The organism is Falsiroseomonas bella, assembly GCF_003173615.1.
Lineage (GTDB): Bacteria > Pseudomonadota > Alphaproteobacteria > Acetobacterales > Acetobacteraceae > Falsiroseomonas > Falsiroseomonas bella.
In genome coordinates, this window is record NZ_QGNA01000007.1 from 209,635 (window position 1) to 231,041 (window position 21,407).

The window sequence follows — 21,407 nt, forward strand, 5'->3', positions numbered from 1 at the left end:
GCCGGCGAGGTCATGCCGGCGACCACGAAGAAGCTCCGCTGCGCGGTCTACACGCGCAAGAGCACGGACGAGGGGCTCGACAAGGAGTTCAACACCCTCGATGCGCAGCGCGAAGCCTGTGAGGCGTATGTCGCCAGCCAGCGCGCCGAGGGGTGGACCCTGGTCAGGGACCGCTACGACGACGGTGGGTTTTCCGGTGGCACGCTGGAACGTCCTGCGCTGAAGCGGTTGCTGGCGGACATCGAACAGGATCTCGTCGATGTCATCGTGGTCTACAAGATTGACCGCCTGTCCCGTTCGCTGATGGACTTCGCCAAGCTGGTGGAGACCATGGAGGCGCATGGCGTCACCTTCGTCTCGGTCACGCAGTCCTTCAACACGACGACGAGCATGGGCCGGCTGACTCTGAACATCCTGCTCAGCTTCGCGCAGTATGAGCGCGAGATTATCGGCGAGCGCATCCGCGACAAAGTCGCGGCCTCGAAGGCCAGGGGCATGTGGATGGGTGGGAAGGTGCCGCTCGGATACGACGTTGCCGACCGGAAGCTGATCGTGAACGAGCCAGAAGCCGCGCGCGTCCGGCGCGTCTTCGAACTCTTCGTCGAGACCGGGTCGGGCGTGGAGACGGTGCGCCGCCTGCAGGCGGAGGGCATCTCGAGCAAGTCCGGCAAGCTGCTGGACAAGGGCGACGTCTATAAGGTGCTGAACCTGCGGACCTATATCGGGGAGGTCACGCACAAGGGGAACATCTATCGCGGCGAGCACGAAGCCATCGTGCCGCGGGACCTGTGGGATCGGGCGCATGCCATCCTGCAGGTTAGCCCGCGCGCTCGTGCCGCGCAGAATCGGCAGCATGCTCCGGCGCTGTTGAAGGGGCTGATCTTTGGCACCGATGGCCGCGCCATGTCGCCGACGCACGCGGTGAAGAATGGCCGGCGCTATCGTTACTACGTGGCGCAGCGCGTGCTGAAGGCCGACATGATGGTGGACGACGGCATCGTCCGGCGGGTGTCGGCGGCTCAGATCGAGGGCGCGGTGATCGGCCAGGTCCGTGCCCTCCTGCGCCAGCCGGAGATCGTGGTCGGCACCTGGCTTGCGGCACGGCGGGAAGCACCGGACCTGACGGAGCGCGAGGTCCGCGACGCTCTGCATCGGCTCGATCCGATATGGGAGGAGTTGTTCCCTGCTGAGCAGGCGCGGATTGTGCGGGCGCTCGTGGAGCGGGTGGTGGTCGGGCCTGCCGCCGCCGACATCCGGCTCCGCGTCGAGGGGCTGGCCGGCCTGGTTCGGGATCTCGGCGCCATCGCACCCGGCGCGCTGAGCGCCGCGGCATGACCGCCGCCACCAGCATCACGGTCCGCGTGCCGCTGAAGATCCGGCGGCGGCCGGGGCGGAAGACGGTGGTGACGCCGGTGGCCGGGGAGGGCGACGCGGTCCTGACGCGGGCAGACCCGGCGCTGGTGAAGGCGCTGGCGCGGGCCTTTCGATATCAGCGGATGCTCGACGAAGGACGCTACGCATCGATCACCGAATTGGCTGGGGCGGAAAAGATCGAGCGGGGATATGTGGGCTCGATCCTACGGCTGACCCTGCTCGCGCCGCCCATCATTGAAGCGTTTCTAAACGGGCAGTCAGAGGGTCTCGTGCTGCCCAAACTGATGGAGCCATTTTCGGTCGCCTGGACGGAGCAGCGCCTAGTACGGGCCGGCCAAGCCGGCTTCGAGACTCTACTCGCAAGGTAACGCAGAGCGAGCAGAAGCGCTCGTCCCAAAACGAACCTGCGCTGCAGCAGATCTGATCCAACCGCTTGCTCAGACACGTTCTGTGGGAGATATATACTGCCTGACTTGATCGGAGCGCGATGCGGTGGAGATATTGCTTGTTGTCATTGCATTGGGAGCAATCGCGGCGACTTGGTCACATCTCTCGAATGTCCGGCGCCGTAAAATCTTGATGGAACGGTACAATGACCCGCAGATCGTAGATGCCATCATGCAGCGAAAGGTCTGGCAGGGGATGACCCGGCAGCAGCTGGTGGACTCTTGGGGCGAACCTGTGGAGACCGCGCAGAAGGTGCAGCGCACCAAGGTTGTAGAGACCTGCAAGTACCAGCAGACAGGCCGGAACCGCTTCAAATCGCGGGTGGTGCTGGAGAACGGCACGGTGACAGGTTGGCAGCAGAATTGACGGCCAGACTGCGGCGCGACGCCCACCAGGTGCCAGGCCATCTTCCTGACTTGCACGGCTGGCCTCCGGTAGCCGAGCCGCCGCGCCGCGCCTAAAGGCGCCCGGGAGTACGCAAAGCAGCGTTGTGTCTCATGCTCTCCTTCGGGGATGGTAGGCTTCTTGCGCGGTGGAGGATGCCCGGATGGGATGGCGTTTCCGTAAATCCTTCACGATCATCCCAGGGCTGCGCGTATACCTGGGCTCACGTGGCATAAGCAGCGTGTCTGTCGGTGGTCGGGTGGGGAGGGTGAATTTCAGCCGCCGCGGCGTGAACGGCTCCGTGTCTGTGCCCGGAACGGGCCTGTCTTACTCGCAGCGGCTGGCAGGCCGCTCCTCGTCCTACCGACAGGCTGCGCCGATCAACGGCGCTACGCTGCCAGGATCTGCATCACCCAAAATCGCGGTCGCAGCGAGGCAGTCTAGGCTGCCGCGAGGCACTTGGCTGGCGGTCGCCGGCGCAGTGCTGGCGCTGTTTCTCGTCCTGCGCAACTCATCGGATCCCGCGCGCAGTGGCACGCCGCCAATGGGGAGCGGCAACGCCGTCATCGTGCCAGCGCCGAGGTCGCCCATCTCGCCGACACCTCGGCCGTCGACGGCGCATGCGCCGCTGCTGCAGCAGGTAGCCGTTCCACAGCTTGTCACCCCCACCGCGGGCGCCGAGGTAGCAGGTGAAGGCGTGCCGGTCACCTGGAGCACCACCACGCAGGCAGCGAACGTGCGCTCATCCCCGTCCGTGTCGGCAACGGTCCTGCGAACCATTGCCAGCGGCACTCGGCTCAGGGTTGTTCAGACTGCAGGGAACTGGAGACAAGTCAGCTACCCCGGCGACGCGGCGCCGATCGGCTGGATCCATGGATCCCTGTTGGCCCAACGAGATTAGCCTGATTGATATCACGGCCGTGCGCTCGGGCGCGGATGGCGACATGCTCGCGAGCACACATGGACATCCGGGCGAGCGCCGACGTTTCGGGCGTTGGCGGAAGGCATTGTAGTGGATCGGCTCCATCCGCGTAGTCCTGGGGCTGATTGCTCCGGCGCAGAGTGCCGATCTCTGTAAGCGCTGCTCCACGGCCCTTCTTGCGTCGGCGCGCGGAGGGCTGAGAGGAGTGCCATCGCGGAGGTGTGGCGATGGCGAGAGGATTGGCTGGCACTGATGCCGGCACTGGTGCTGGCACTGGAGCTTTGGAGCGGGTGGAGATCGTCACCCGTGGTGAGAGGCGTCGGAGCTACGGCGCGGAGGATAAGGTCCGGCTGGTGGCGGAGACACTGCGTCCCGGCGAGACGGTGAGTTCCGTCTCACGCCGGCACGGCATCTGCGCGAGCCTGCTGCATCGCTGGCGGCGAACGGCACGCGGCGAGGCGCCGAGCCGGCGTGTGGCGCAGCCGGCGTTGCTGCCGGTGCGGATCGTGGCGCCGGATGCGGCGCCTGCCCCGTCGTCTCCGCCTCCGATCCCGGCTGATGTCGCGCCTGCGCCGATCGAGGTGGTGCTGCGCAACGGCCGGGTGCTGCGGGTTGCGGCGACGGCGGATGCCGCGGCGGTTGCGCGCCTTGCAGCGGCGCTGGAGGCGTGATCGGCCCGCCGCCGGGCGTGCGGGTCTGGCTGGCAGCCGGCCCGACGGATATGCGCCGGGGCTTCGACGGCTTGGCGCGGCTGGTGCAGGAGGTGCTGGGGCGCGATCCGTTCAGCGGCCACGTCTTTGCGTTCCGCGGCAGGCGCGGCCATCTGGTGAAGCTGCTGTTCTGGGATGGCCAGGGGCTGTGCCTCTACGCCAAGCGGCTCGACCGCGGACGCTTCGTGTGGCCCAACGCGCAGGACGGCGCGGTGTCACTGACGCCGGCGCAGCTGTCGATGCTGCTGGAGGGGATCGACTGGCGCATGCCGGCCTGGACAGCGCGCCCGGAGATCGCGGGGTAGCGCTTTCCGCTTGGCGCGACGCGGCGCGATCGGTGACGATTCTGCTGTGCCCGACGCACTCGACATCGCAGCACTCCCCGACGATCCGGCCTTGCTGCGCGCGCTGCTGGTCGAGGCGCTGGCCGAGCGCGACGATGCCCGCGCCGCGCGCGATGCGCTGGAGGCGCAGAACGACCGGCTCCGCCACATCCTACTGAAGCTGCAGCGGCACCAGTTCGGCCGGAAGTCGGAGCAACTACCCGAGGAGCAACTCGAACTCGGCCTGGCCGACCTCGAGACGGCGATCGCGAAGTCCGATGCCGAAGCGGAGAAGCGCGATCCGGACCTGCAGCGCGAGCGCACGGCCAAGCGCCGGGCCAGCCGCGGTGCGCTGCCTGCCCATCTGCCGCGCGTCGAGGTGGTGCTGTCGCCCGAGAGCACCGCCTGCCCGTGCTGCGCGGCGACGATGGCGGAGATCGGCTCCGACACATCGGAGCGGCTGGACGTGATGCCGGCACAGTTCCGGGTGATCGTGACGCGCCGGCCGAAGCTCGCCTGCCGGTCGTGCGCCGGCGTCGTGGTGCAGCGCCCGGCGTCGGCGCGCCTCATTGAGGGCGGGCTGCCGACCGAGGCGACGGTCGCGCATGTGCTGGTCTCCCGCTATGCGGACCACCTCCCATTGTATCGCCAAGCCGGGATCCTGGCGCGCCAGGGCGTGGCGGTGGACCGGGCGACGCTGGCGGCCTGGGTCGGCACGGCCGCAGCGGAGATAGCGCCGGTCGTGCGGCGGATGAAGGCGATCCTGCTCGGCGCGGCGCGGCTGTTCGCGGACGAGACCTCGGTTCCGGTGCTCGATCCGGGGCGTGGCAGGACGAAGACTGGCTGGTTCTGGACTATCGCGCGCGACGACCGGCCCTGGGGCGGGGCCGACCCGCCGGCGGTCGTCTACACCTATGCCCCGGGTCGCGGGCGCGAGCATGCCCGGTCGCTGCTCGGTGGCTACCGCGGCATCCTGCAGTGCGACGGCTATGCCGGATACAAGGGCCTCGCCGCTCCGGCCACGGGGCCCGGCCCGGCCGTCGTGGCGTTCTGCTGGAGCCATGCGCGGCGGCAGTTCTACGACCTCGCGCAGAAGGCCAAGGCGCCGATCGCGGAGGAGGCGCTGCGCCGCATCGCCGCGCTCTACGTCATCGAGGGCGAGATCCGCGGCACCCCACCCGAGCGGCGCCTGGCCGAGAGACACGCCCGCAGCTACCCGCTGGTCGAGGACCTGTTCGCCTGGTTCGCGGTGACGCTGGCGAGGCTGCCCGCGCGCAGCACCATGGCGGAGGCGATCCGCTACGCGCTGAACCATCGCGAGGGCCTGCTGCGGTTCCTCGACGACGGCCGGATCGAGCTCGACACCAACAGTGTCGAGCGCGCCGCGCGGCCCGTCGCGCTCGGGCGCAAGAACGCGTTGTTCGCAGGCTCCGACGAGGGTGCGGAGGCCTGGGCCGCTATCGCCTCGCTGATCGAGACCTGCAAGCTCAACGGCGTCGATCCGCAGCGATACCTGACCGACCTGCTCACCCGCCTCGTCGACGGATGGCCGCAGAGCCGCATCGACGAACTCATGCCATGGTGCTGGACGAAATCGGGCCCGGCCTGACCCGCCCCGCCACAAAGGGCCGCAGAGCAACGCTTACCGATCTCTTGGTCAGGGAGCCTGATCAAGGAGGCTGGAGTGAATCCATCCCCACGGACTTCCGTCCCCCACCTGCACCCAGCCACTGTTCCGGCCGAACACCCGGAACACCGAACCAGCTGGAGCGGTCCTCACGACTGTGGCGCTGCCGTTCGGCGCTTCGCGGACGTTCGCGCCCTGACGCGTAGCGACCCGTTCGACCGCTTCAGGCGTGCCAGCCGATGCAGGGCTGGTCGGTTGAAGCCAAGGACTTCCAGAGAGCGAGGGCGCAACCCGAACAGTGGGCGCGGGCGGGGCTGAGCGCTGCTCAGGGTAGAGCGGCATAGGTGGCGAAGGCTCCGAGTGCGGCGGAGCGGGTGGCCGTATGGGCCCGGGGGTGGCCGGCGTCGAGGAAGTCGAACCGCGCTCAGGCTGGGCTGGTGGCGCTGTGTTGATCGGCGCGGGACGTTGAAACTCGACAGGAGAAGGCAACGGCGGTGAGATAGGAGCAGGCTGCTTGCGGCTCAGGCCGACGACGACGGCGGCAGCCAATGCAACGCCGGCGACCGCCACCACCCGCTTCAGGGCGGCCTCGGTGCCCGGGGCTGCATTCGCGTCTGCCGTCGCCTGAGCGAGCTTGGGCAGCAATTCGGCCGCCTTGCCTTCGAGCATACGGCGGCGCGTGTCGGCCGCGGCCGATGTTGCCTTCAGCTTCGCCAAACCAGCTGCGACCTCGGCCTCGAGCCGGTTCCGTTCTATAGCGATGTCGCGCTCGACTTTGGCCATGTCCGCCGGCGCGACACCCCTATTTGGGTCGAACCTGAATGTCTGTTCGTGCTGGCGCCGCCAGGTGACGAGTTTCGCCACCGTTGCCGGTCCGAAGCCCGGGATGCCCAGAATCCGGCTCTCTACAATGTCCCCGGCCGTGTCGATGCCATACGCAGAGAGAGTCGCGATCTTTGCCCTCCCAATGCCAGAGATCCGCGCGTTCGCAATTGGAAACCTGTCGAGGTGGTCTTCCTGCTGCTTCTGCCTCAATTGCTCGGCGAGCTTCTGGAGGCGCTTGGCGCGCTCGCTGGGCAAGGCATCGTGCCGGGCCTTCAGGGCGTTCAGCTTGGCCCGCTCCTGGTCGAATGGCGCTCCTGGCATCGGTGCCAGCCAGTGCGAGCGCAGGTGCCCCCACTCCCTCTGCGCGTCGTCCAGCCTGCGCTTGAATTCGTTGGGAGCGCCCGCTCCCGGTGAAGCTTGGGCGGCGGCATAGGCAGCGAGGGCAATGCCGCCTGCCAGCAGCACGCCCAACCCCGACGGAGCAAGCGTCAGTGCAGTCGCGGCCGCAGCTGCCGTTGAGCCGTATGCGATCAACTTTAGCTTGCGGGCCTTTCGGCCCGCCTCAATCGCCGCCGATGAAGGCCGGGCCGTGGTCGCGTGTGGGTTTGGCGGCGGGGGAAGGGGTGGCGGCTCGGTGAGAGTGGTGACCTGCTGCCAGAGCGCCACCATGCCGCTGGCATGGCCGCCGGTCGTGACGAACACCGCCGGGAATAGGGGCGTACCGCTGGCCGCCTCGATGTCGCACCAGGGGCACCGCGACAGTCCTTTGCGGTAGTGGTGTCCCTGATTCACCGAGCACTGCCGCAGGTCCCCACCTAACTCCTGTAGCGCCGCAAGCCACTGATCAGCGTTTGGCCTGCCGCCTCGCACGCTTCCCGGTGAGAACGCGTTCTCGAACAGATCCTGGATGCGTGGCGTCAGGGCATCAATCGGGAGGCTCCCTGGCGGTGGCGCCATCGCCGTGCGAGCCCTGTCGCGAGAGTAGGCGTAGCGCGAGCGGGCGATGGCCTCCTCGATCGAAGGCGGTTCCCCACTGCCAAGGTGGCGGCCCGCGAACGGATGCCGGGCCATGCACAGCAACTGGAAGATGATGACGGCGAGGCCGAAGTTGTCGTGGTTAGTCGTGCGGTGAACGCCCGAGTAGCTTGATACGCTTTGCATCTCGGGTGGCTGGTGAGTGCCAACGCCGACGGGACAGGTCCAGGTCTTACCCGCGTAGGAAACCTGGAAGCTATCGCAGTCGATGAGGCGCACTGTGCCGTCCTGGGCGACGACGAGATTGCCGTGGTTTACGTCGCCCGCGACCAGGCCCGCTGAGTGCACGGTCGAAAAGGCTCGCGCAGCGTTGGACGCTGCATGGATCAAGAACCGCCAATCGGCGCGCGGGAATTCCTGGAGCCGTAACTTCGGGCCATAGAGTTGGAAGACGGGGCGGTGGCCGCCGACCTTCGGCATCAGAAAGCCGATGACAGAGCGGGAGGCGCCGTGCAGCGTACCGCTCGGCCACGCGGCCACGCGCATCAGACGATCGTTGGCCATGGCCGCCATAGCGGCCAGCTTCGCCGCGTGATCAGGTTTCGGCGGGGAGTGGTAGAGCTTGGCCACTAAGTCCTGGCGCCCCTGCACGTCGTAGACGGCGCCCTCACCGCCGCGGCCGAGTTCCTTACCCAGTGCTATCGGGCTGCCATTGACGTCGAACGTCCTCGCAGAACTCATCTGGTTAGCCGCATCCGGCTTCGGGGATGGCGCGGGTAGCCATGACGATCGTCTTGTCGTCATCGGTACGCCGGTTCACGTGGTCTGAGCTGAGATAGGCGACGAGCGCTTCCGACGGGCGCTCCGACCTGTCGGGCTCCGTTCCGGCGAGCCAGTTGAAAATGGGCCGGAATGCAGGCGAGTGGACCGTGTTGGACGAAAGGTCCAGAACCAACCGCTCGATTCCGTCCGAGAACAGCGCCACCTCATCGACCGCAGGGCCGGTCTCGAACACCAGGACGGCGTCTGCATCCTCCTGCGTCAAGAAATGTGTGGTGTTCGCGTACTCTCCATGCTGCGGCCAGACTACCCAGGTGTATTCGCCCGGCTCCTCCGTGCCCACGACAATGGCGCCGTCCCCAATGTGGATATAGGTCGCCGAAGACGGTCCGATGACGGCGCCAAGCAGGGTGCAGGAATAGTCCCGGACTCGGCGGCCCTCTGCCTCCGCAAGCCGACAGACAGCCTCCCTGAAGGCGGCCAACCAGCGGTCGGCGAAGGCTCGATCGATGCTCCCCAGGCAAGGCTCTGTGCGCGCGGCTTCGCCGAACGCCTCCAGGAAGTGCTTGACCGCGAGCCATGCGCCGGCCTCCGAGCGCGTAGCGGTCCCGGCGCCGTCGGCGACCGCTGCGACCAGAACTTCGCTCCCGTCCGCCGCCTCGATAACCGCGCACCCCCCTGCGTCCTGGCAGGAGGTTCCGGTCTTGATATGAGAGGTGCCGACGACGGATGCGAACGCGGTGCGCCAGCGCCTTTGGCTCATCCGACGGCAGACCAGCCCGTCGGCGGCGGCAGGGCCACCATCTGACCAGGCTGCGACCGCGCGACACCGCTCAGAGAACTCGAGAGCCAGATGAACAGTTCTCGGAAGCTAAGGCCCTTCAGCTTGATGGGCGGGCGGCTTGGACTGCAGATCTGGGTGAGCCGGCCCATGTCGGCGCCTTCGACGCCCACGGCGAAGAACGAGAACGCCTTCCGCTCGGAGCCGTCACCTGCCCGGACGCGGTCGGCGGCGGCCTGCCAGTGGTCCGTGGGTGCACCATCCGTGATCAGGAACACCCAGGGCCGGTAGTAGCCGACACCGGCCTGCTTGTAGGTGGCCTTACGGGCCTCCAGCATGTCGAGGCCCTGCGTGATGGCTGCCCCCATTGGGGTGTCGCCGCTCGCGGTCAGGTGCGGGGGCTGAAAAACGTCAGCGGTCTGGAAGTCGAGGAGCGTTTGGACCGGGCCGAAAGTCATCATGGCGACCTCAACCCGCTGCATTGCCATGGAGTCCGAGGTCAACTCCTCCTTGAACGTGCGCAGGCCTTCGTTGAGCTCCGCAATGGGCTGCCCGTTCATTGAGTAGGACGTGTCAAGGAGAAGCAGGCAGGGGCACCTGGGCTCCGGATTTGCCACGAGATCGGGATAGGCGAACGGAATCTGGTCGCTCGAGCTCATCGCAATGCCCTGCAAAGGTTACGAGCAAGTCATAGCCCGGTGGCTCACGGTTGCGCTAGCTGCGCGCTTATCCTCCCGCGCGTTAGGCCCTCTTCGGCAGTCTGCTTAAGCGCAGGCCAGTTACGCGTAGCAAGTCAGCGGCCTCCGGCGGGTGGCTGCCATGCGGCTCGACCGGTCCCAGCCGATCTCGGGGTTGAGTGCGATTTTCCGTTCTCCGGGACTCTCCGATGGCCGAAGTGCCTGCTGAATTCCATCAAGGTCGGTGAGGAAAATATCCTTTGAAATCAATAACACAAAGCTTGATGGATAAATCGGCCCGCCCCCGAGGTTTGGAGACCTGTGGCCCAATCAGAGAGAGAATTCGGCCTCGTTCCGGCAGGGCACCATCAAGGTCCGCGCGCAAACCCCGGCCAAACCTGCACGACAGAGCCGTGCACTGACCAGGAGAGACAGGTTGTGAGAGAGAAGAATGGAGCGGGCGAAGGGATTCGAACCCTCGACCCCGACCTTGGCAAGGTCGTGCTCTACCCCTGAGCTACGCCCGCGCTCCGTGCGGTGGCGGGCTTTTAGCAGCCCGGATCGGGATTGCAAGCCACCCTCTCGCACGGCATCTCGCCCCCATGCCCGAGACACCCGAAAGCCTGCTCGCGCGCCTCGACGCGCTGGGAATCGCCCACCGCACCGTGCGCCACCCGCCCGTCTTCACGGTGGAGGAAAGCAAGGCGCTCCGACCGGATCTGCCCGGCGGGCATTCCAAGAACCTGTTCCTCAAGCCGCAGAAATCGCCGGGCCCCTTCCTCCTCGTCGTGTTGCAGGAGGACCGGCGCGTCTCGGTCAACGCGCTGGCCCGCGGCCTCGGCGCGCGGCGGGTCGCCTTCGGGCCGGCGGAGGACCTGATGACGCAGCTCGGCGTGGAGCCCGGCTCGGTGACGCCCTTCGGCCTGGTCAACGCGGCGCCCGGTGCCGTGCGGCCCGTCTTCGACCGACAGCTGATGCAGGCGCATGAGTGGGTGAACTTCCACCCGCTGACCAACGCCATGACCACCGCCATACGGCCCGCCGACCTGCTGGGCTTCCTCGAACGCCTCGGCCACCGGCCCGAGCTGGTGGACCCGCCGGAAGCGCCCTGAACCGGCGCCGGCCGGGCCACCCATTGCCCTCCGCGGCCCGGCTGCGCATGTATCGGTGCGAAAGCCTTGGGAATGCCAGAGATGGACGTGATCTTCGACCCAACCCGCCAGACCGCGCCCGGCGGAGCGGCCGCGCCCGACGGCGCCGACATCATCAAGGACGGCGACCAGCGGACGTTCATGCAGGATGTCGTGCAGGCCAGCCGGGAGGTTCCCGTGCTGGTGGATTTCTGGGCGACCTGGTGCGGCCCCTGCAAGACGCTGACGCCGACGCTCGAGAAGGTGGTGAAGGCCGCGCAGGGCCGCGTGCGCCTAGTCAAGATCGACATCGACAAGAACCGCGCCCTGGTCCAGCAGTTGGCGCAGATGGGTCTGCCGCTGCAGTCGGTGCCGACCGTGGTCGGCTTCGTGCAGGGCCAGATCGCGGACCTGTTCCAGGGCGCGCTGCCGGAAGGCGAGGTGAAGAAGTTCGTCGAGAACCTCCTCAAGGCCGGCGGCGGCAGCCTGCCCGGCGCCGACCTGCTGGCCGAGGCGAAGGCCGCCGCCGAGCAGGGCGACCACAACACGGCGCTCCAGCTCTTCGCCGCCCTGGTCGAGGCCGAGCCGGAGAACCCCGAGGCCTTCGCCGGCCTCGCCCGCGCGCTGATGGCGCTGGGCGAGGAGGAGCAGGCGCAGCAGGTGCTCGACCAGGTGCCCGACAAGCTGAAGGAGCATGCGGAGGTCGTCTCTGTCCGCTCCGCGCTGCAGCTCGCGATCGAGGGCCGCGCCGCGCGCGAGAAGCTCGGCGAGTTCGAGCGGCGCCTCGCCGCCGACCCCGACGACCACGCGGCGCGGATCGAGCTCGCGGTCGCGCTGAACGCCATGGAGGAGCGGGCGAAGGCGGTGGATGCGCTGATCGAGGCGATCCGGCGCGACAAGGCCTGGAACGAGGAAGCGGCGCGCAAGCAGTTGCTGAAGTTCTTTGAGGCCTGGGGATTCGACGACCCCGCGACCCTTGCAGGACGCCGGAAGCTCTCCACCCTTCTGTTCCGTTGACGGGCCCCGGCCCGCGCCGTCGGAAGCTTCCGACAGTGTCAGGCGCCGCGCCGCGCGACCGAGCAGGAGACCATGCCAGCCTTCCATCCGGCCTTCGCGGATCTCCCCACGGAGATCCCGGTCTTCCCGCTCTCCGGCGCGCTGCTGCTGCCGGAGGGACGCCTGCCGCTCAACATCTTCGAGCCGCGCTACCTGGCGATGGTCGAGGATTCGCTCGGCGCCGGGCGGATGTTGGGCATGGTGCAGGGCGATCCCTCGCTGCCGCGCATCGGCAGCGATTCGCAGCTGTTCAAGGTCGGCTGCCTCGGCCGCGTCTCCTCCTTTGCGGAGACCGATGACGGCAGGCTGCTGATCACGCTCACCGGCGTGATCCGCTACCGCATCGCCGAGGAGATCGGCGGGCGCCGCGGCTATCGCCGGGTGCGCGCCGACTATGCCGCCTACGAGGCCGACCTCTCCGCCGAGCGCCCGGCGCCGCAGCTCGACCGCGCGGCGCTGCTGGGTGCGCTGCAGCCCTATTTCCGCGCGCGCGGCATCGAGGCCAACTGGGAGGCGGTGGAGCAGACCGGGGACGCGATGCTGGTCACCACGCTCTGCATGGTCTGCCCCTTCGACGTGCGGGAGAAGCAGGCGCTGCTGGAAGTGGCGAGCGTCGAGGAACGCGCGCGCATGCTGGTGGCGCTGATGCAGATGGACAGCCACGGCATGGCGCCCGAGGGCCGCCCAAGCTAGAGAGGGCTCCTGAGACCAAGGGGTGCTGAGATGAGCGGCGAGACGGGCGTGGCGACGGGCGGCTTGGTGGATCCGCGGTTGCTGGAGATCCTGGTCTGTCCGGTGACCAAGGGCCCGCTGCGCTACGACCGCGAGCGCGGCGAGCTGGTCAGCGAGAAGGCCGGCCTCGCCTATCCGATCCGCGACGGCATCCCGGTGATGCTGCCCGAGGAAGCCCGCAAGCTGGATTGAGGCGAGGCCTCGGCCCGCCACGACCATGCCCACGCCCACCGAGATCCGCCTGAACCGCGCCGAGCGCGTGCTGCATGTCAGCTTCGACAGCGGCGAGCGCTTCGCCCTGCCGGCAGAATACCTGCGCGTCGAAAGCCCCTCGGCCGAGGTCCAGGGCCACGGGCCGGGCCAGCGGGTGATCGTGCCCGGGCGCCGGCATGTCGGCATCATGCGGATCGAGCCGGTGGGCAACTACGCGGTGCGCCTGGTCTTCGACGACCTGCACGACACCGGCATCTACTCCTGGGACTACCTGCTCCAGCTCGGCCGAGAGCAGGCTGAGCGCTGGGCGGCGTATGAGCAGGCGATCGCCGCGCGGGGGCTCAGCCGCGACCCGCCCAGGCGCGGCGACTGAACCGCCCGGTCAGTGCCGGGTGGCCGCCGGTCCGCGGCGCGACGGCGTCCTGGCCGGGCCGCGCTTGGCCTGGGCCTTCACCCGCTGCGTCGCCGCACGCGCCGGGACCGGACGCTTCGGAGCAGGCGCGGGTTTCTCCTCGGCCGGCGCCTCGGCCGGCTCATCCGCCGCCTGCTGCGGCGCCGGAAGGGGCTCGGCCGTCATCGGGGCCGCGGGCTCCGACCGCGCGGGAGCGACTGTCGCGCCCTGCATCGTCGCCGTCATCGCCTGCGTCCAGAACTGCATGGTCTGGCGCTGCCATTCGGTGGCCATCGCGGCCTGCTGCCGCGCGAATTCGGCCGTCCAGAAGCCGCGCCAGGCGCCGGCGGCGGCATTCGCCGCGCTGAGCCACTGGCTCAGGAAGGGGTTGCTGCTCATGTCCGCATGTCCTCTGTCGTCGCCGATTGCTTATGGTGCAGTGCAGCATAGATGGCTATGCTGACTTTGCGGACCGGCATGACGATTCCGCGAGACGGAGGCTCTCCGGATCGCCAGTGCAGCACTTCGCGCGTTGCGACGCAGCATGAGCCGGCCTAGCCTGCCTTCCGACCATGGGGAGGTCATCCATCCGTCACGAGGTGCAACGTGGGCCGCCTGACAGCTGTTTCCTTCCGCTCCTACCGGGGCCATCAGATCGAGTTGCGGGACAGCGGCCGCGACCGTTGCCAGGTGATCATCCACCCGCCCGGTGGCCGCGGCGCCCCGCATGAGCTCACCCCGGCGGAGGGCGGCGCGACGCTCGCCGCGATGGTCACCCAGGCCAAGGCGATGATCGACGCGGTGATGGGGCCCCGCCCGGAGCCGATGCGTCCGCACGGGGGCTTCAGCCGCCGCGCCTGAGCGCGGCGCCGCCTTCAGGACAGGTTCAACCAGCCGGCTTCGCGCCTCAGGACGCGTTCGCGCTCGCCGCGAAAATGTTCCCGCAGTTGCCAGGCCGAGACCCCGATGTCGCGGAGCGTCGCCGCGTCGAGGCGCGCGATCTCTGCCAGGGTGCGCTGCTCCGCGCGCCACAGCCGGAAGCGCAGGGCGAGGCGTGCCAGCGGCCGCGGCAGCACGGGGTCCGGAGCCGGCATCGCATCGCCGGGCAGGTGGATGAAGGCGGGGACACGCATCGGAGGTCTCCTGGCTGGCCCCTCCGCCGGCACCTTGCCGGGGCGGGGGCGATGCCGGGGATCCTGCCGAGCTGACCTTGCACCCTCATGTCGCCAAGCATTGCGGCGCCGGGAATCGCGTTGCGCGCATGTCGGCGCGCAGGCGGCCGCGCGACACGCAGATTGCCGTCGTGGCGGATGTTGCGCGGGGCTACTCGTCGCGGCGCGGCCGCGCCAGCAGCCGCCCCATCGCATCGCCCACCGAGACGCCGCCGGCCAGCAGGTCGGCCACCGCCGCGCAGATCGGCAACTCCACGCCGACTTCCGCGGCCCGCGCCACGATCGCCGGCGCCGTCTCCACGCCTTCCGCCACGCCGACGCGGGTGGCCAGCGCATCGGCCAGGCTCGCGCCGCGCGCGAGCTCGACGCCGAGCGAGGTGTTGCGGCTGCCCGGCCCGGTGGTGGTCAGCAGCAGGTCGCCGAGGCCTGACAGGCCCGCCGCCGTCTCCGCCCTCCCGCCGAGCGCGACCGTCAGGCGCGACAGCTCCGCCAGGCCCCGCGTGACGAGCGCGGCGCGGGCGTTCTCGCCGAGGCCGGCGCCGATCACCGCGCCCGCGGCGATGGAGATGACGTTCTTCGCCGCGCCACCCACCTGCACGCCCATCGGGTCGTCGCCGCCATAGATTCGGAAGCCGGCGGTGCCGAGCAGGTCGCCCGCCGTCTTGCGCAGCGCCGCATCCGCGCTCGCCAGCACGGCGGCGGCGGGCAGGCCCTTGGCGATCTCATGGGCGAAGTTCGGCCCGGAGAGCACCGCCGCGGGGCGACCGGGGCGCAGCGCCTCCAACACCTCCAGCGGGAAGCGCAGCGTGCCGCGCTCGACGCCCTTGGCGCAGACCACCACCGGCGCGCCGGTGTCGGGCAGCGCCATCAGCACGGGCCGCAGGAACTGCGCCGGGACGACGAGCAGCACGAAGAGCGCATCGGCCAGCGCGGCGGCGGGATCGGCCGTCACTTCGATCGCCGGGGAGAGCGTCACGCCGGGCAGGTAGGTGGCGTTCTGCCGGCTTTCCGCCATCGCCGCGGCGCGGTCGGGGTTGCGGGCCCAGAGGCCCACGGCATTGCCGGCGCGCGCCGCCTGCACCGCCAGCGCAGTGCCCCAGGCGCCCGCGCCGAGCACCGCGATGCGTCGCCTTGGGCGTCCGGGCATGGCCTCAATTCTCCTCGGTGATCCGCGTCACCGTTGCCGATGCGCCATCCTCGCCCCGGCCGAGCCCGGCGAGCAAGGCTTCCAGGATCGCCTGCGCCCTCTCGGCGAAGCCGAAGGGCGCATTGGCCACCAGCAGCCCGCACCCATTGAGGCGTGCGGGATCGGTCGGCTCGCGCAGCGTGAACTCGCAGGCGATGCAGTCGGGCACGCGTGCCTCGCGCAGCGCCGTGTGGAAGGCGCGCACCGGGGCGCGATGCTTGATGGGGTACCAGGCCGCGACGATCCCGGCGCGGAAGCGGTGGCGCAGCGCGGCGATCGCGGCGGCAAGGCGCTCGAACTCGCCCTCCTGCTCGAAGGGTGGGTCGATCAGCACCAGGCCACGGCGCTCGGGGAAGGGGGTCAGCGCCGTCACCGCCTCCCAGGCGTCGCGCTTGTGCACCGCCACCTGCGGGTCGCCGCGGAACGCCGCCTTCAGCGTGGCATGGTCCTCGGGGTGCAGTTCGCAGAGCGCCAGGCGGTCGTCCGGCCGCAGCAGCGCGCGGATCAGCGCGGGCGAGCCGGGATAGGCGGCGGGGAAGCCGGCCCCGCGCACCTGCGCCAGATAGTCTTCCAGGGCCGGCGGCGGCGTCCCCGCCGCCAGCCGCCCGATGCCCTCGCGCCACTCGCCCGTGCGCTGCGGCTCCGGCGCCGAGAGATCGTAGCGACCTATGCCCGCATGGGTGTCGAGGACGCCGAAAGGCTTCTGCTTCGCCAGCAGCCCGCGCAGCAGCGCCAGCAGCAGCGCGTGCTTGAGGCAGTCGGCGAAATTGCCGGCGTGGAAGGCGTGCCTGTAGTTCACGCCGGCGGGCTAGCCCGCGCCCCGATGGGGCGCAAGCACCGCCCCTGCCGTCGCCGCTCTACCGCCCGGTGACCGCCCCGCCCACCGCGCCGAGGCCGCCGCCGATCAGCGCGCCCTTGCCGGCATCGCCGGAGAGCGACCCCACGGCCGCGCCTGCGCCGGCGCCCAGCAGGCCGCCGCTGACGGCGCGCGTACCGCGCGATTCGCCGCAGGCGGCCAGTGCCAGGGCCATCGCCCCGACGAGCAGCAAGGAAGTGTTCCGCATCGCGCTCTCCTTTCGCATCAGCACCCGGCAACGCGCGGAGGGCGCAGAAGGATGCGGGGCCCGGTCAACCGGCGGGTTCGGAGAGCGCCGCGGCCAGCCTGGCCGCCTCCGCCGCGACGGCGCGGCCGAGCGGGCTGTCGGGCGGGATCTCCGGGCCGAGCAGCGCCTCCGGCGCCGCGAGCCGCGCCAGCACCGCCTTGCGCTGGTCCGGCGGCGCCGCCCGCAGCAGCGCTCCGAGGGCGAAGCGGGTGACCATGCCATAGGCCTCCTGCTGCAGCTGCTCGCGCCGGATCTCCTTCAGCAGATCGGTGATGGCGTCGAGCGTCTCGCGGAGATCGCCGCTGCGGACGACGGGTGAGCGCATCTTTTTGACCTTCCCAGGCTCAGGCTGCGAGGCTGTCGAGCGGCCAGCGCGGTCGCGGCGCGTGGTCGAGCGGATCCGAGAGACCGAGGCGCAGCCGCTCGATCCCCGCCCAGGCGACCATCACGGCATTGTCGGTGCAGAGCCGGATCGGCGGCGCGACCAGCGGCAGCCCGGCCTTCCGCGCGACCTCGGCCAGGGCGGCCCGCACCGCGCCATTGGCGGCCACCCCGCCAGCGACGACCAGCGCCGTGGCGGCCGGCAGCATCGCGAGCGCATGGCGGGCGCGGTCGGCCAGGGTGGCGGCGACCGCTTCCTGGAAGCTGGCCGCCAGGTGGCGCCGCCCCGCCTCGTCCAGGCCCTTCGCGACCTGTTGCGCCACGGCCGTCTTGAGACCGCTGAAGGAGAAATCGCAACCGGGGCGGCCGAGCAGCGGGCGGGGCAGGGGGAAGCGCGCGGGATCGCCCCCCACCGCCAGCCGCTCCAGATGCGGCCCGCCAGGCCAGGGCAGGCCGAGCAGCTTGGCCGATTTGTCGAAGGCTTCGCCCACCGCGTCATCGAGGGTGGAGCCGAGGCGCCGATGCTGCCCGACGCCCTCCACCGCGACGCACTGGCAATGCCCGCCCGAGAGCAGCAGCAGCAGATAGGGAAACGGCAGCCCCTCCGGGCTCACCGAAGGCAGCCGCGGCGAGAGGGCATGCGCTTCCAGGTGGTTCACCGCGATGAAGGGAATGTCGCGGGCCGCCGCGATCCCCTTGCCGAAGCTGGCGCCGACGATCAGCCCGCCGATCAGCCCCGGCCCGGAGGTTGCCGCCACCGCCGAAAGCCCGGCTGGCGTTGTGCCCGCCTCTGCCAGCACGCGGGCGACCAGCGCGGGCAGATGCGCCAGATGGGCGCGCGCCGCGATCTCCGGCACGACGCCGCCGAAGGGGGCATGGTCGGCAAGCTGGCTCAGCACCGCCTCGGCCAGCACCGTGCCATCGGCGCGCAGCACCGCGGCGGCGGTCTCGTCGCAGGAGCTCTCGAGGCCGAGCACCAGCCCGTCCCCCGGCAAACTGCGCATCGGTTCCGCGTTTTCCGCCACTTTCGTCGCCCCATCGGCGGCTCTATGACGCCGCCCCATGTCGGTAGCCCATCCGCCGGGTCCAGCCCATCCTCACGCCGCGTCCAACGGCCCGTCCCATGGCGGTCCCCGCCTGGCCGCCACCGCGCATGTCCGCCCGCACATGCGGAGCCTGCCGCTGCGGGTCGGCACCCGCGGCTCGCCGCTCGCGCTGTGGCAGACGCGGCATTTCCTCGGCCTCGTCACGAAGTTCTGCCCGATCCTGCGGGATGTGAAGGCCTTCGAGGAGCACGCCATCGCCACCTCCGGCGACAAGATCCAGGACCGGCGCCTGGCCGATGTCGGCGGCAAGGGGCTCTTCGCCAAGGAAATCCATGAGGCGCTGGCCGATGGCCGGATCGACTTCGCGGTCCACAGCCTGAAGGACCTGGAGACCGACCTGCCCCCCGGCATCGAGCTGGCCTGCACCCTGACGCGGGAGGACAGCCGCGACGCGCTGATTCTTGGTTCTGCGTGCCTTCGGCACGACGGCCCAAAGGCCGGCGCGGTGGACCCCGCGGACCCCTTCGCCTGCCTGCCGGCCGGCGCCGTGGTGGGCACCGCCTCGGTCCGGCGGCAGAGCCAGATCCTGCATGCCCGGCCGGACCTGCAGATCACCATGATCCGCGGCAATGTCCAGACCCGCATCGGCAAGGTCCGCGCCGCGGACGGCCCGCATGCCTCGCTGCTCGCCCTGGCGGGCCTGCGGCGGCTGGGGCTGGAGGCGGAGGCGGCAGTGGTGCTCGACCCCGACGCCATGGTCCCCGCGGCCTGCCAGGGCATCGTCGGCGTCACCGTCCGGTCCGAGGATGTCGAGCTGCTGGAACTGCTCTCCGGCATCGAGGATGCCGAGGCGCGCGCCGTATCCACCGCGGAGCGCGCCCTGCTGGCCGCGCTGGACGGCTCCTGCCGCACCCCGATCGGCGGCCATGCGCGGCTGCTGCCGGATGGCCAGCTGCACCTGACCGGGCTGGTGGCCCGCGCCGACGGCTCCTTCCTGCTGAAGCGGTCGCTGCATGGCGCGCCGAAGGAGGCCGCGCGGCTCGGCCGGGAGCTGGGCGACAGCCTGCGCCGCGACGCCCCGGCCGACATCTTCGCCTGACATGCCACGCCCCGCCGTCCTCGTGACCCGCCCGGAGCCGGGCGGCAGCGAGACGGCGGCCCGGGTGGCAGCGCTCGGCTGGCAGCCGGTGCTCGCGCCGGCCCTGGTGCTCGCGCCTCGCGCTTTCGTGATCCCGGCTTGCCAGGCGCTGCTGCTGACCAGCCGCGCCGCGGCGCGTGCCCTGCCGCCGCCGGTGCCCGGCCTGCCGGTGCTCGCGGTGGGCGAGGCGACCGCGGCCGAGGCGCGCGCGCGCGGCTGGAACGACTGCCGCGCCGCGGACGGCACCGCGGAAAGCCTCGCCGCCCTCGTCGCCGCCACTCTCGACCCGCGGGACGGCCCGCTGCTGCTGGCCGTCGGCGAGGGCTATTCGCTGGACCTCGCGGCCACGCTGCGGGCGCGCGGCTTCCGGGTGATCCGCCGCATCGCCTATGCTGCCGCCCCGGCCGACCGCCTGCCCGAGGCCGCCCGGCAGGCCCTGGCCGCCGGACAGGTCGCCGGCATCCTGTTCCACTCGCCACGCTCGGCCCGCTGTGCGATGAACCTGCTCCGGGCCGCCGGCCTTGCGGATGTCGCGCCACGGTTGGAGGTGTTCGCCATCAGCCGCCGGGTGGCGCAGGCCGCCGTCGCGGCCGCGTCGCCCCTCGCATGGCGCGCCGTGCATGTCGCGGAGCGGCCCGAGGAGCAAGCGACGCTGGCGCTGCTCGGCCGGCCGCGCGATGCTGGCGCGCCGGTCAGTCCGTCACGATCAGGAGAGCCATGAGCCCCCCCGACTCCTCCCCCAGCTTCCTCGACCGGCTCCGGCGTTTCGATCCGACGGTCCTGCCGATCGTCGTCGCGGCCCTCGTGCTGGTCGGCGCGGTCCTCTGGCTTCTCGGTCGGCCGCTGCCGCCGCCGCAGGCGACGGGCCCCGATCCGCAGACCGCGCAGCAGCTGACGGAGTTGCGCACCGGCCTGGCCCAGCTGCAGGGCCGCCCGGCGCCGGCCGCGCCCGACCTTGCCCCGCTGCGGGAGGCCGCCCAGGCCGCGACGGCGCGGGCAGAGGCGGCGGCCCGCCAGGTGACCGCGCTGGAGCAGCGGGTGGCGGCGCTGACGCAGGAGCTGGCGGCGCGCCCGGTCCTCGATCCCGCGGCCCTGGCACAGCGCGGCGCGGTGGAGCAGCTCGGCACGCGTCTCGACCAGCTTTCGGCGCGGGCGGACGCGCTGGCCCGCGATCTTGCCGCGCGGCCGACCATCGATCCGGCGACGCTGGCGCCGCGGAGCGCGGTGGAGCAGCTCGGCACGCGGCTCGACCAGCTTTCGGCCAGGGCCGATTCGCTCGGCCGCGACCTGCAGGCCGCCGGCACGCAAGGCCAGCAGCGGCAGGCTGCGGTCGACCAGGCGATCGCGGCCGCCGCCGGCCGCATCGGCGCCGCCGAGGCGGCGCTCGCCGCCCGGGCCCAGGCCATCGAGGGCCAGGCCGGGCGGATCGGGGCGCTGGAACTTGCCCTGACCGGCCGCCTCGCGGCGCTGGAGGGGCAGCTTGTGCAGCGCGCGCAGGCCACGGAGCAGCTCTCCGGCCGCATCGCCTCGCTCGAAGGCCTCGCCCAGCGCCTTGCCGCCCTGGAAGGCCGCTCCGCGCGGCTCGCCGCCATCGACGCGGCCCGCGCCGCGCTCGAGGCCGGGCGGCCGATCGGGCAGCTGGCCAACGCGCCGGCCCCGCTCGCCCGCTTCGCCACCGCCGCCCCGCCGACCGAGGCGGCGCTGCGCCTGGATTTCGACGCCGCCGCGCGCGCCGCGCTGGCCGCCAGCGAGCCGCCCGCGACCGGCGGCGTGCTGGACAACGCCGTCTCGCGCCTGTCCGGCCTGGTGACCGTCCGGCGCGGCGAGGAAGTGCTGTGGGGCGACGCCGCGGCCGCCGAGATCGAGAAGGCGCGCCGCGCGCTGGAGGCCGGCGACCTGCAGGCGGCGCTCGGCCACCTGTCCCGCCTCTCGGCGCCGGCCAAGGCGGCGATGGCCGACTGGATGGGCCGCGCCGAGGCGCTGGTCGCGGCCCGCGCCGCGCTCCGCCAGATGGCGGCGGGCTGAGGGGGCCAG

26 protein-coding genes and 1 tRNA gene are annotated in these 21,407 nt (G+C 70.9%); 16 read left to right on the plus strand and 11 right to left on the minus strand.

The window, feature by feature from the left end; translation table 11 throughout:
• Positions 1-12: 12 nt before the first annotated feature.
• The 7 genes from DFH01_RS25920 to tnpC all read left to right on the plus strand — a co-directional run bounded on the left by DFH01_RS25920 (position 13) and on the right by tnpC (position 5,769).
• Positions 13-1,335, plus strand: coding sequence for a recombinase family protein (locus DFH01_RS25920; RefSeq protein ID WP_233256296.1), 1,323 nt, complete (start codon positions 13-15; stop codon positions 1,333-1,335).
• Entirely contained in the window at positions 1,332-1,742 is a 411-nt protein-coding gene (locus DFH01_RS25925) for a hypothetical protein (RefSeq protein WP_109873427.1), read from the plus strand. Before DFH01_RS25920 ends, DFH01_RS25925 begins: the two co-directional genes overlap by 4 nt.
• A 124-nt stretch (positions 1,743-1,866) precedes the next feature.
• Positions 1,867-2,187 (plus strand): DUF2845 domain-containing protein, encoded by a 321-nt coding sequence (locus DFH01_RS25930; protein WP_146217149.1) that lies wholly within the window; start codon positions 1,867-1,869, stop codon positions 2,185-2,187.
• Between the two features lie 181 nt (positions 2,188-2,368).
• A complete protein-coding gene (locus DFH01_RS29165) occupies positions 2,369-3,106 on the plus strand; it encodes a DUF4236 domain-containing protein (protein ID WP_109873429.1) in 738 nt (245 codons plus the stop codon).
• 248 nt (positions 3,107-3,354) lie between these two features.
• The gene (gene tnpA, locus DFH01_RS25940; RefSeq protein ID WP_109873430.1) at positions 3,355-3,798 is read left to right on the plus strand and encodes an IS66-like element accessory protein TnpA; all 444 of its coding nucleotides are present in this window, start codon (positions 3,355-3,357) and stop codon (positions 3,796-3,798) included.
• Complete coding sequence (tnpB, locus tag DFH01_RS25945; RefSeq protein WP_109873431.1) at positions 3,795-4,142, plus strand: IS66 family insertion sequence element accessory protein TnpB; 348 nt, start codon at positions 3,795-3,797, stop codon at positions 4,140-4,142. The genes tnpA and tnpB overlap by 4 nt, the downstream gene beginning before the upstream one ends.
• A gap of 46 nt (positions 4,143-4,188) precedes the next feature.
• On the plus strand, positions 4,189-5,769 hold the full coding sequence (gene tnpC / locus DFH01_RS25950; RefSeq protein ID WP_408609218.1) for an IS66 family transposase: 1,581 nt from the start codon (positions 4,189-4,191) through the stop codon (positions 5,767-5,769).
• A gap of 48 nt (positions 5,770-5,817) precedes the next feature.
• Here the strand turns inward: tnpC and DFH01_RS25955 are convergent, their stop codons facing one another.
• From DFH01_RS25955 to DFH01_RS25970, 4 genes are all read right to left on the minus strand, one after another.
• Positions 5,818-8,328 carry an SH3 domain-containing protein gene (locus DFH01_RS25955; RefSeq protein ID WP_158287907.1) on the minus strand — a complete coding sequence of 837 codons (2,511 nt, stop codon included), beginning with the start codon at positions 8,326-8,328 and terminating at the stop codon, positions 5,818-5,820.
• Between the two features lie 4 nt (positions 8,329-8,332).
• A complete protein-coding gene (locus tag DFH01_RS25960) occupies positions 8,333-9,130 on the minus strand; it encodes a PP2C family serine/threonine-protein phosphatase (protein WP_109873433.1) in 798 nt (265 codons plus the stop codon).
• A complete protein-coding gene (locus tag DFH01_RS25965; protein ID WP_109873434.1) occupies positions 9,127-9,807 on the minus strand; it encodes a vWA domain-containing protein in 681 nt (226 codons plus the stop codon). The genes DFH01_RS25960 and DFH01_RS25965 overlap by 4 nt, the downstream gene beginning before the upstream one ends.
• A 470-nt stretch (positions 9,808-10,277) precedes the next feature.
• Positions 10,278-10,352: transfer RNA gene (locus tag DFH01_RS25970), tRNA-Gly, on the minus strand.
• 75 nt (positions 10,353-10,427) lie between these two features.
• On the opposite strand from DFH01_RS25970, the gene DFH01_RS25975 reads away from it, so the two are divergent.
• The 5 genes from DFH01_RS25975 to DFH01_RS25995 all read left to right on the plus strand — a co-directional run bounded on the left by DFH01_RS25975 (position 10,428) and on the right by DFH01_RS25995 (position 13,329).
• A complete protein-coding gene (locus DFH01_RS25975) occupies positions 10,428-10,937 on the plus strand; it encodes a prolyl-tRNA synthetase associated domain-containing protein (RefSeq protein WP_109873435.1) in 510 nt (169 codons plus the stop codon).
• Positions 10,938-11,018: 81 nt separating this feature from the next.
• Complete coding sequence (locus tag DFH01_RS25980; RefSeq protein WP_109873436.1) at positions 11,019-11,972, plus strand: tetratricopeptide repeat protein; 954 nt, start codon at positions 11,019-11,021, stop codon at positions 11,970-11,972.
• A 72-nt stretch (positions 11,973-12,044) separates the two neighbouring features.
• Positions 12,045-12,704 carry an LON peptidase substrate-binding domain-containing protein gene (locus DFH01_RS25985; protein WP_109873437.1) on the plus strand — a complete coding sequence of 220 codons (660 nt, stop codon included), beginning with the start codon at positions 12,045-12,047 and terminating at the stop codon, positions 12,702-12,704.
• A 30-nt stretch (positions 12,705-12,734) separates the two neighbouring features.
• A complete protein-coding gene (locus DFH01_RS25990) occupies positions 12,735-12,935 on the plus strand; it encodes a Trm112 family protein (protein WP_109873438.1) in 201 nt (66 codons plus the stop codon).
• Positions 12,936-12,960: 25 nt separating this feature from the next.
• A complete protein-coding gene (locus tag DFH01_RS25995; protein WP_109873439.1) occupies positions 12,961-13,329 on the plus strand; it encodes a gamma-butyrobetaine hydroxylase family protein in 369 nt (122 codons plus the stop codon).
• 9 nt (positions 13,330-13,338) lie between these two features.
• Here DFH01_RS25995 and DFH01_RS26000 read toward each other — a convergent pair whose 3' ends face one another.
• A complete protein-coding gene (locus DFH01_RS26000) occupies positions 13,339-13,746 on the minus strand; it encodes a hypothetical protein (RefSeq protein ID WP_109873440.1) in 408 nt (135 codons plus the stop codon).
• 207 nt (positions 13,747-13,953) lie between these two features.
• Here DFH01_RS26000 and DFH01_RS26005 point away from each other — a divergent pair, with 207 nt between their 5' ends.
• On the plus strand, positions 13,954-14,208 hold the full coding sequence (locus DFH01_RS26005) for a hypothetical protein (protein WP_109873441.1): 255 nt from the start codon (positions 13,954-13,956) through the stop codon (positions 14,206-14,208).
• Positions 14,209-14,222: 14 nt separating this feature from the next.
• Here the strand turns inward: DFH01_RS26005 and DFH01_RS28355 are convergent, their stop codons facing one another.
• From DFH01_RS28355 to tsaD, 6 genes are all read right to left on the minus strand, one after another.
• Positions 14,223-14,480 (minus strand): YjiS-like domain-containing protein, encoded by a 258-nt coding sequence (locus DFH01_RS28355; protein ID WP_158287908.1) that lies wholly within the window; start codon positions 14,478-14,480, stop codon positions 14,223-14,225.
• Between the two features lie 190 nt (positions 14,481-14,670).
• Positions 14,671-15,666 carry an NAD(P)H-dependent glycerol-3-phosphate dehydrogenase gene (locus DFH01_RS26015; RefSeq protein ID WP_109873443.1) on the minus strand — a complete coding sequence of 332 codons (996 nt, stop codon included), beginning with the start codon at positions 15,664-15,666 and terminating at the stop codon, positions 14,671-14,673.
• 4 nt (positions 15,667-15,670) lie between these two features.
• Positions 15,671-16,504 carry a 23S rRNA (adenine(2030)-N(6))-methyltransferase RlmJ gene (locus DFH01_RS26020; protein WP_109873444.1) on the minus strand — a complete coding sequence of 278 codons (834 nt, stop codon included), beginning with the start codon at positions 16,502-16,504 and terminating at the stop codon, positions 15,671-15,673.
• A gap of 58 nt (positions 16,505-16,562) precedes the next feature.
• Complete coding sequence (locus DFH01_RS26025) at positions 16,563-16,769, minus strand: YMGG-like glycine zipper-containing protein (RefSeq protein ID WP_109873445.1); 207 nt, start codon at positions 16,767-16,769, stop codon at positions 16,563-16,565.
• A gap of 64 nt (positions 16,770-16,833) precedes the next feature.
• Entirely contained in the window at positions 16,834-17,133 is a 300-nt protein-coding gene (locus DFH01_RS26030) for a hypothetical protein (RefSeq protein WP_109873446.1), read from the minus strand.
• Between the two features lie 19 nt (positions 17,134-17,152).
• Complete coding sequence (gene tsaD / locus DFH01_RS26035; RefSeq protein WP_109873447.1) at positions 17,153-18,193, minus strand: tRNA (adenosine(37)-N6)-threonylcarbamoyltransferase complex transferase subunit TsaD; 1,041 nt, start codon at positions 18,191-18,193, stop codon at positions 17,153-17,155.
• A 58-nt stretch (positions 18,194-18,251) separates the two neighbouring features.
• On the opposite strand from tsaD, the gene hemC reads away from it, so the two are divergent.
• The 3 genes from hemC to DFH01_RS26050 are packed head-to-tail and all read left to right on the plus strand — an operon-like array spanning position 18,252 to position 21,398.
• Positions 18,252-19,334, plus strand: a complete 1,083-nt coding sequence (gene hemC / locus DFH01_RS26040) for a hydroxymethylbilane synthase (RefSeq protein WP_109873448.1) — start codon at positions 18,252-18,254, stop codon at positions 19,332-19,334.
• 1 nt (position 19,335) lies between these two features.
• The gene (locus DFH01_RS26045) at positions 19,336-20,094 is read left to right on the plus strand and encodes a uroporphyrinogen-III synthase (protein WP_158287909.1); all 759 of its coding nucleotides are present in this window, start codon (positions 19,336-19,338) and stop codon (positions 20,092-20,094) included.
• The gene (locus DFH01_RS26050) at positions 20,091-21,398 is read left to right on the plus strand and encodes a hypothetical protein (RefSeq protein WP_109873450.1); all 1,308 of its coding nucleotides are present in this window, start codon (positions 20,091-20,093) and stop codon (positions 21,396-21,398) included. The genes DFH01_RS26045 and DFH01_RS26050 overlap by 4 nt, the downstream gene beginning before the upstream one ends.
• The last annotated feature ends 9 nt before the right edge of the window (positions 21,399-21,407 follow it).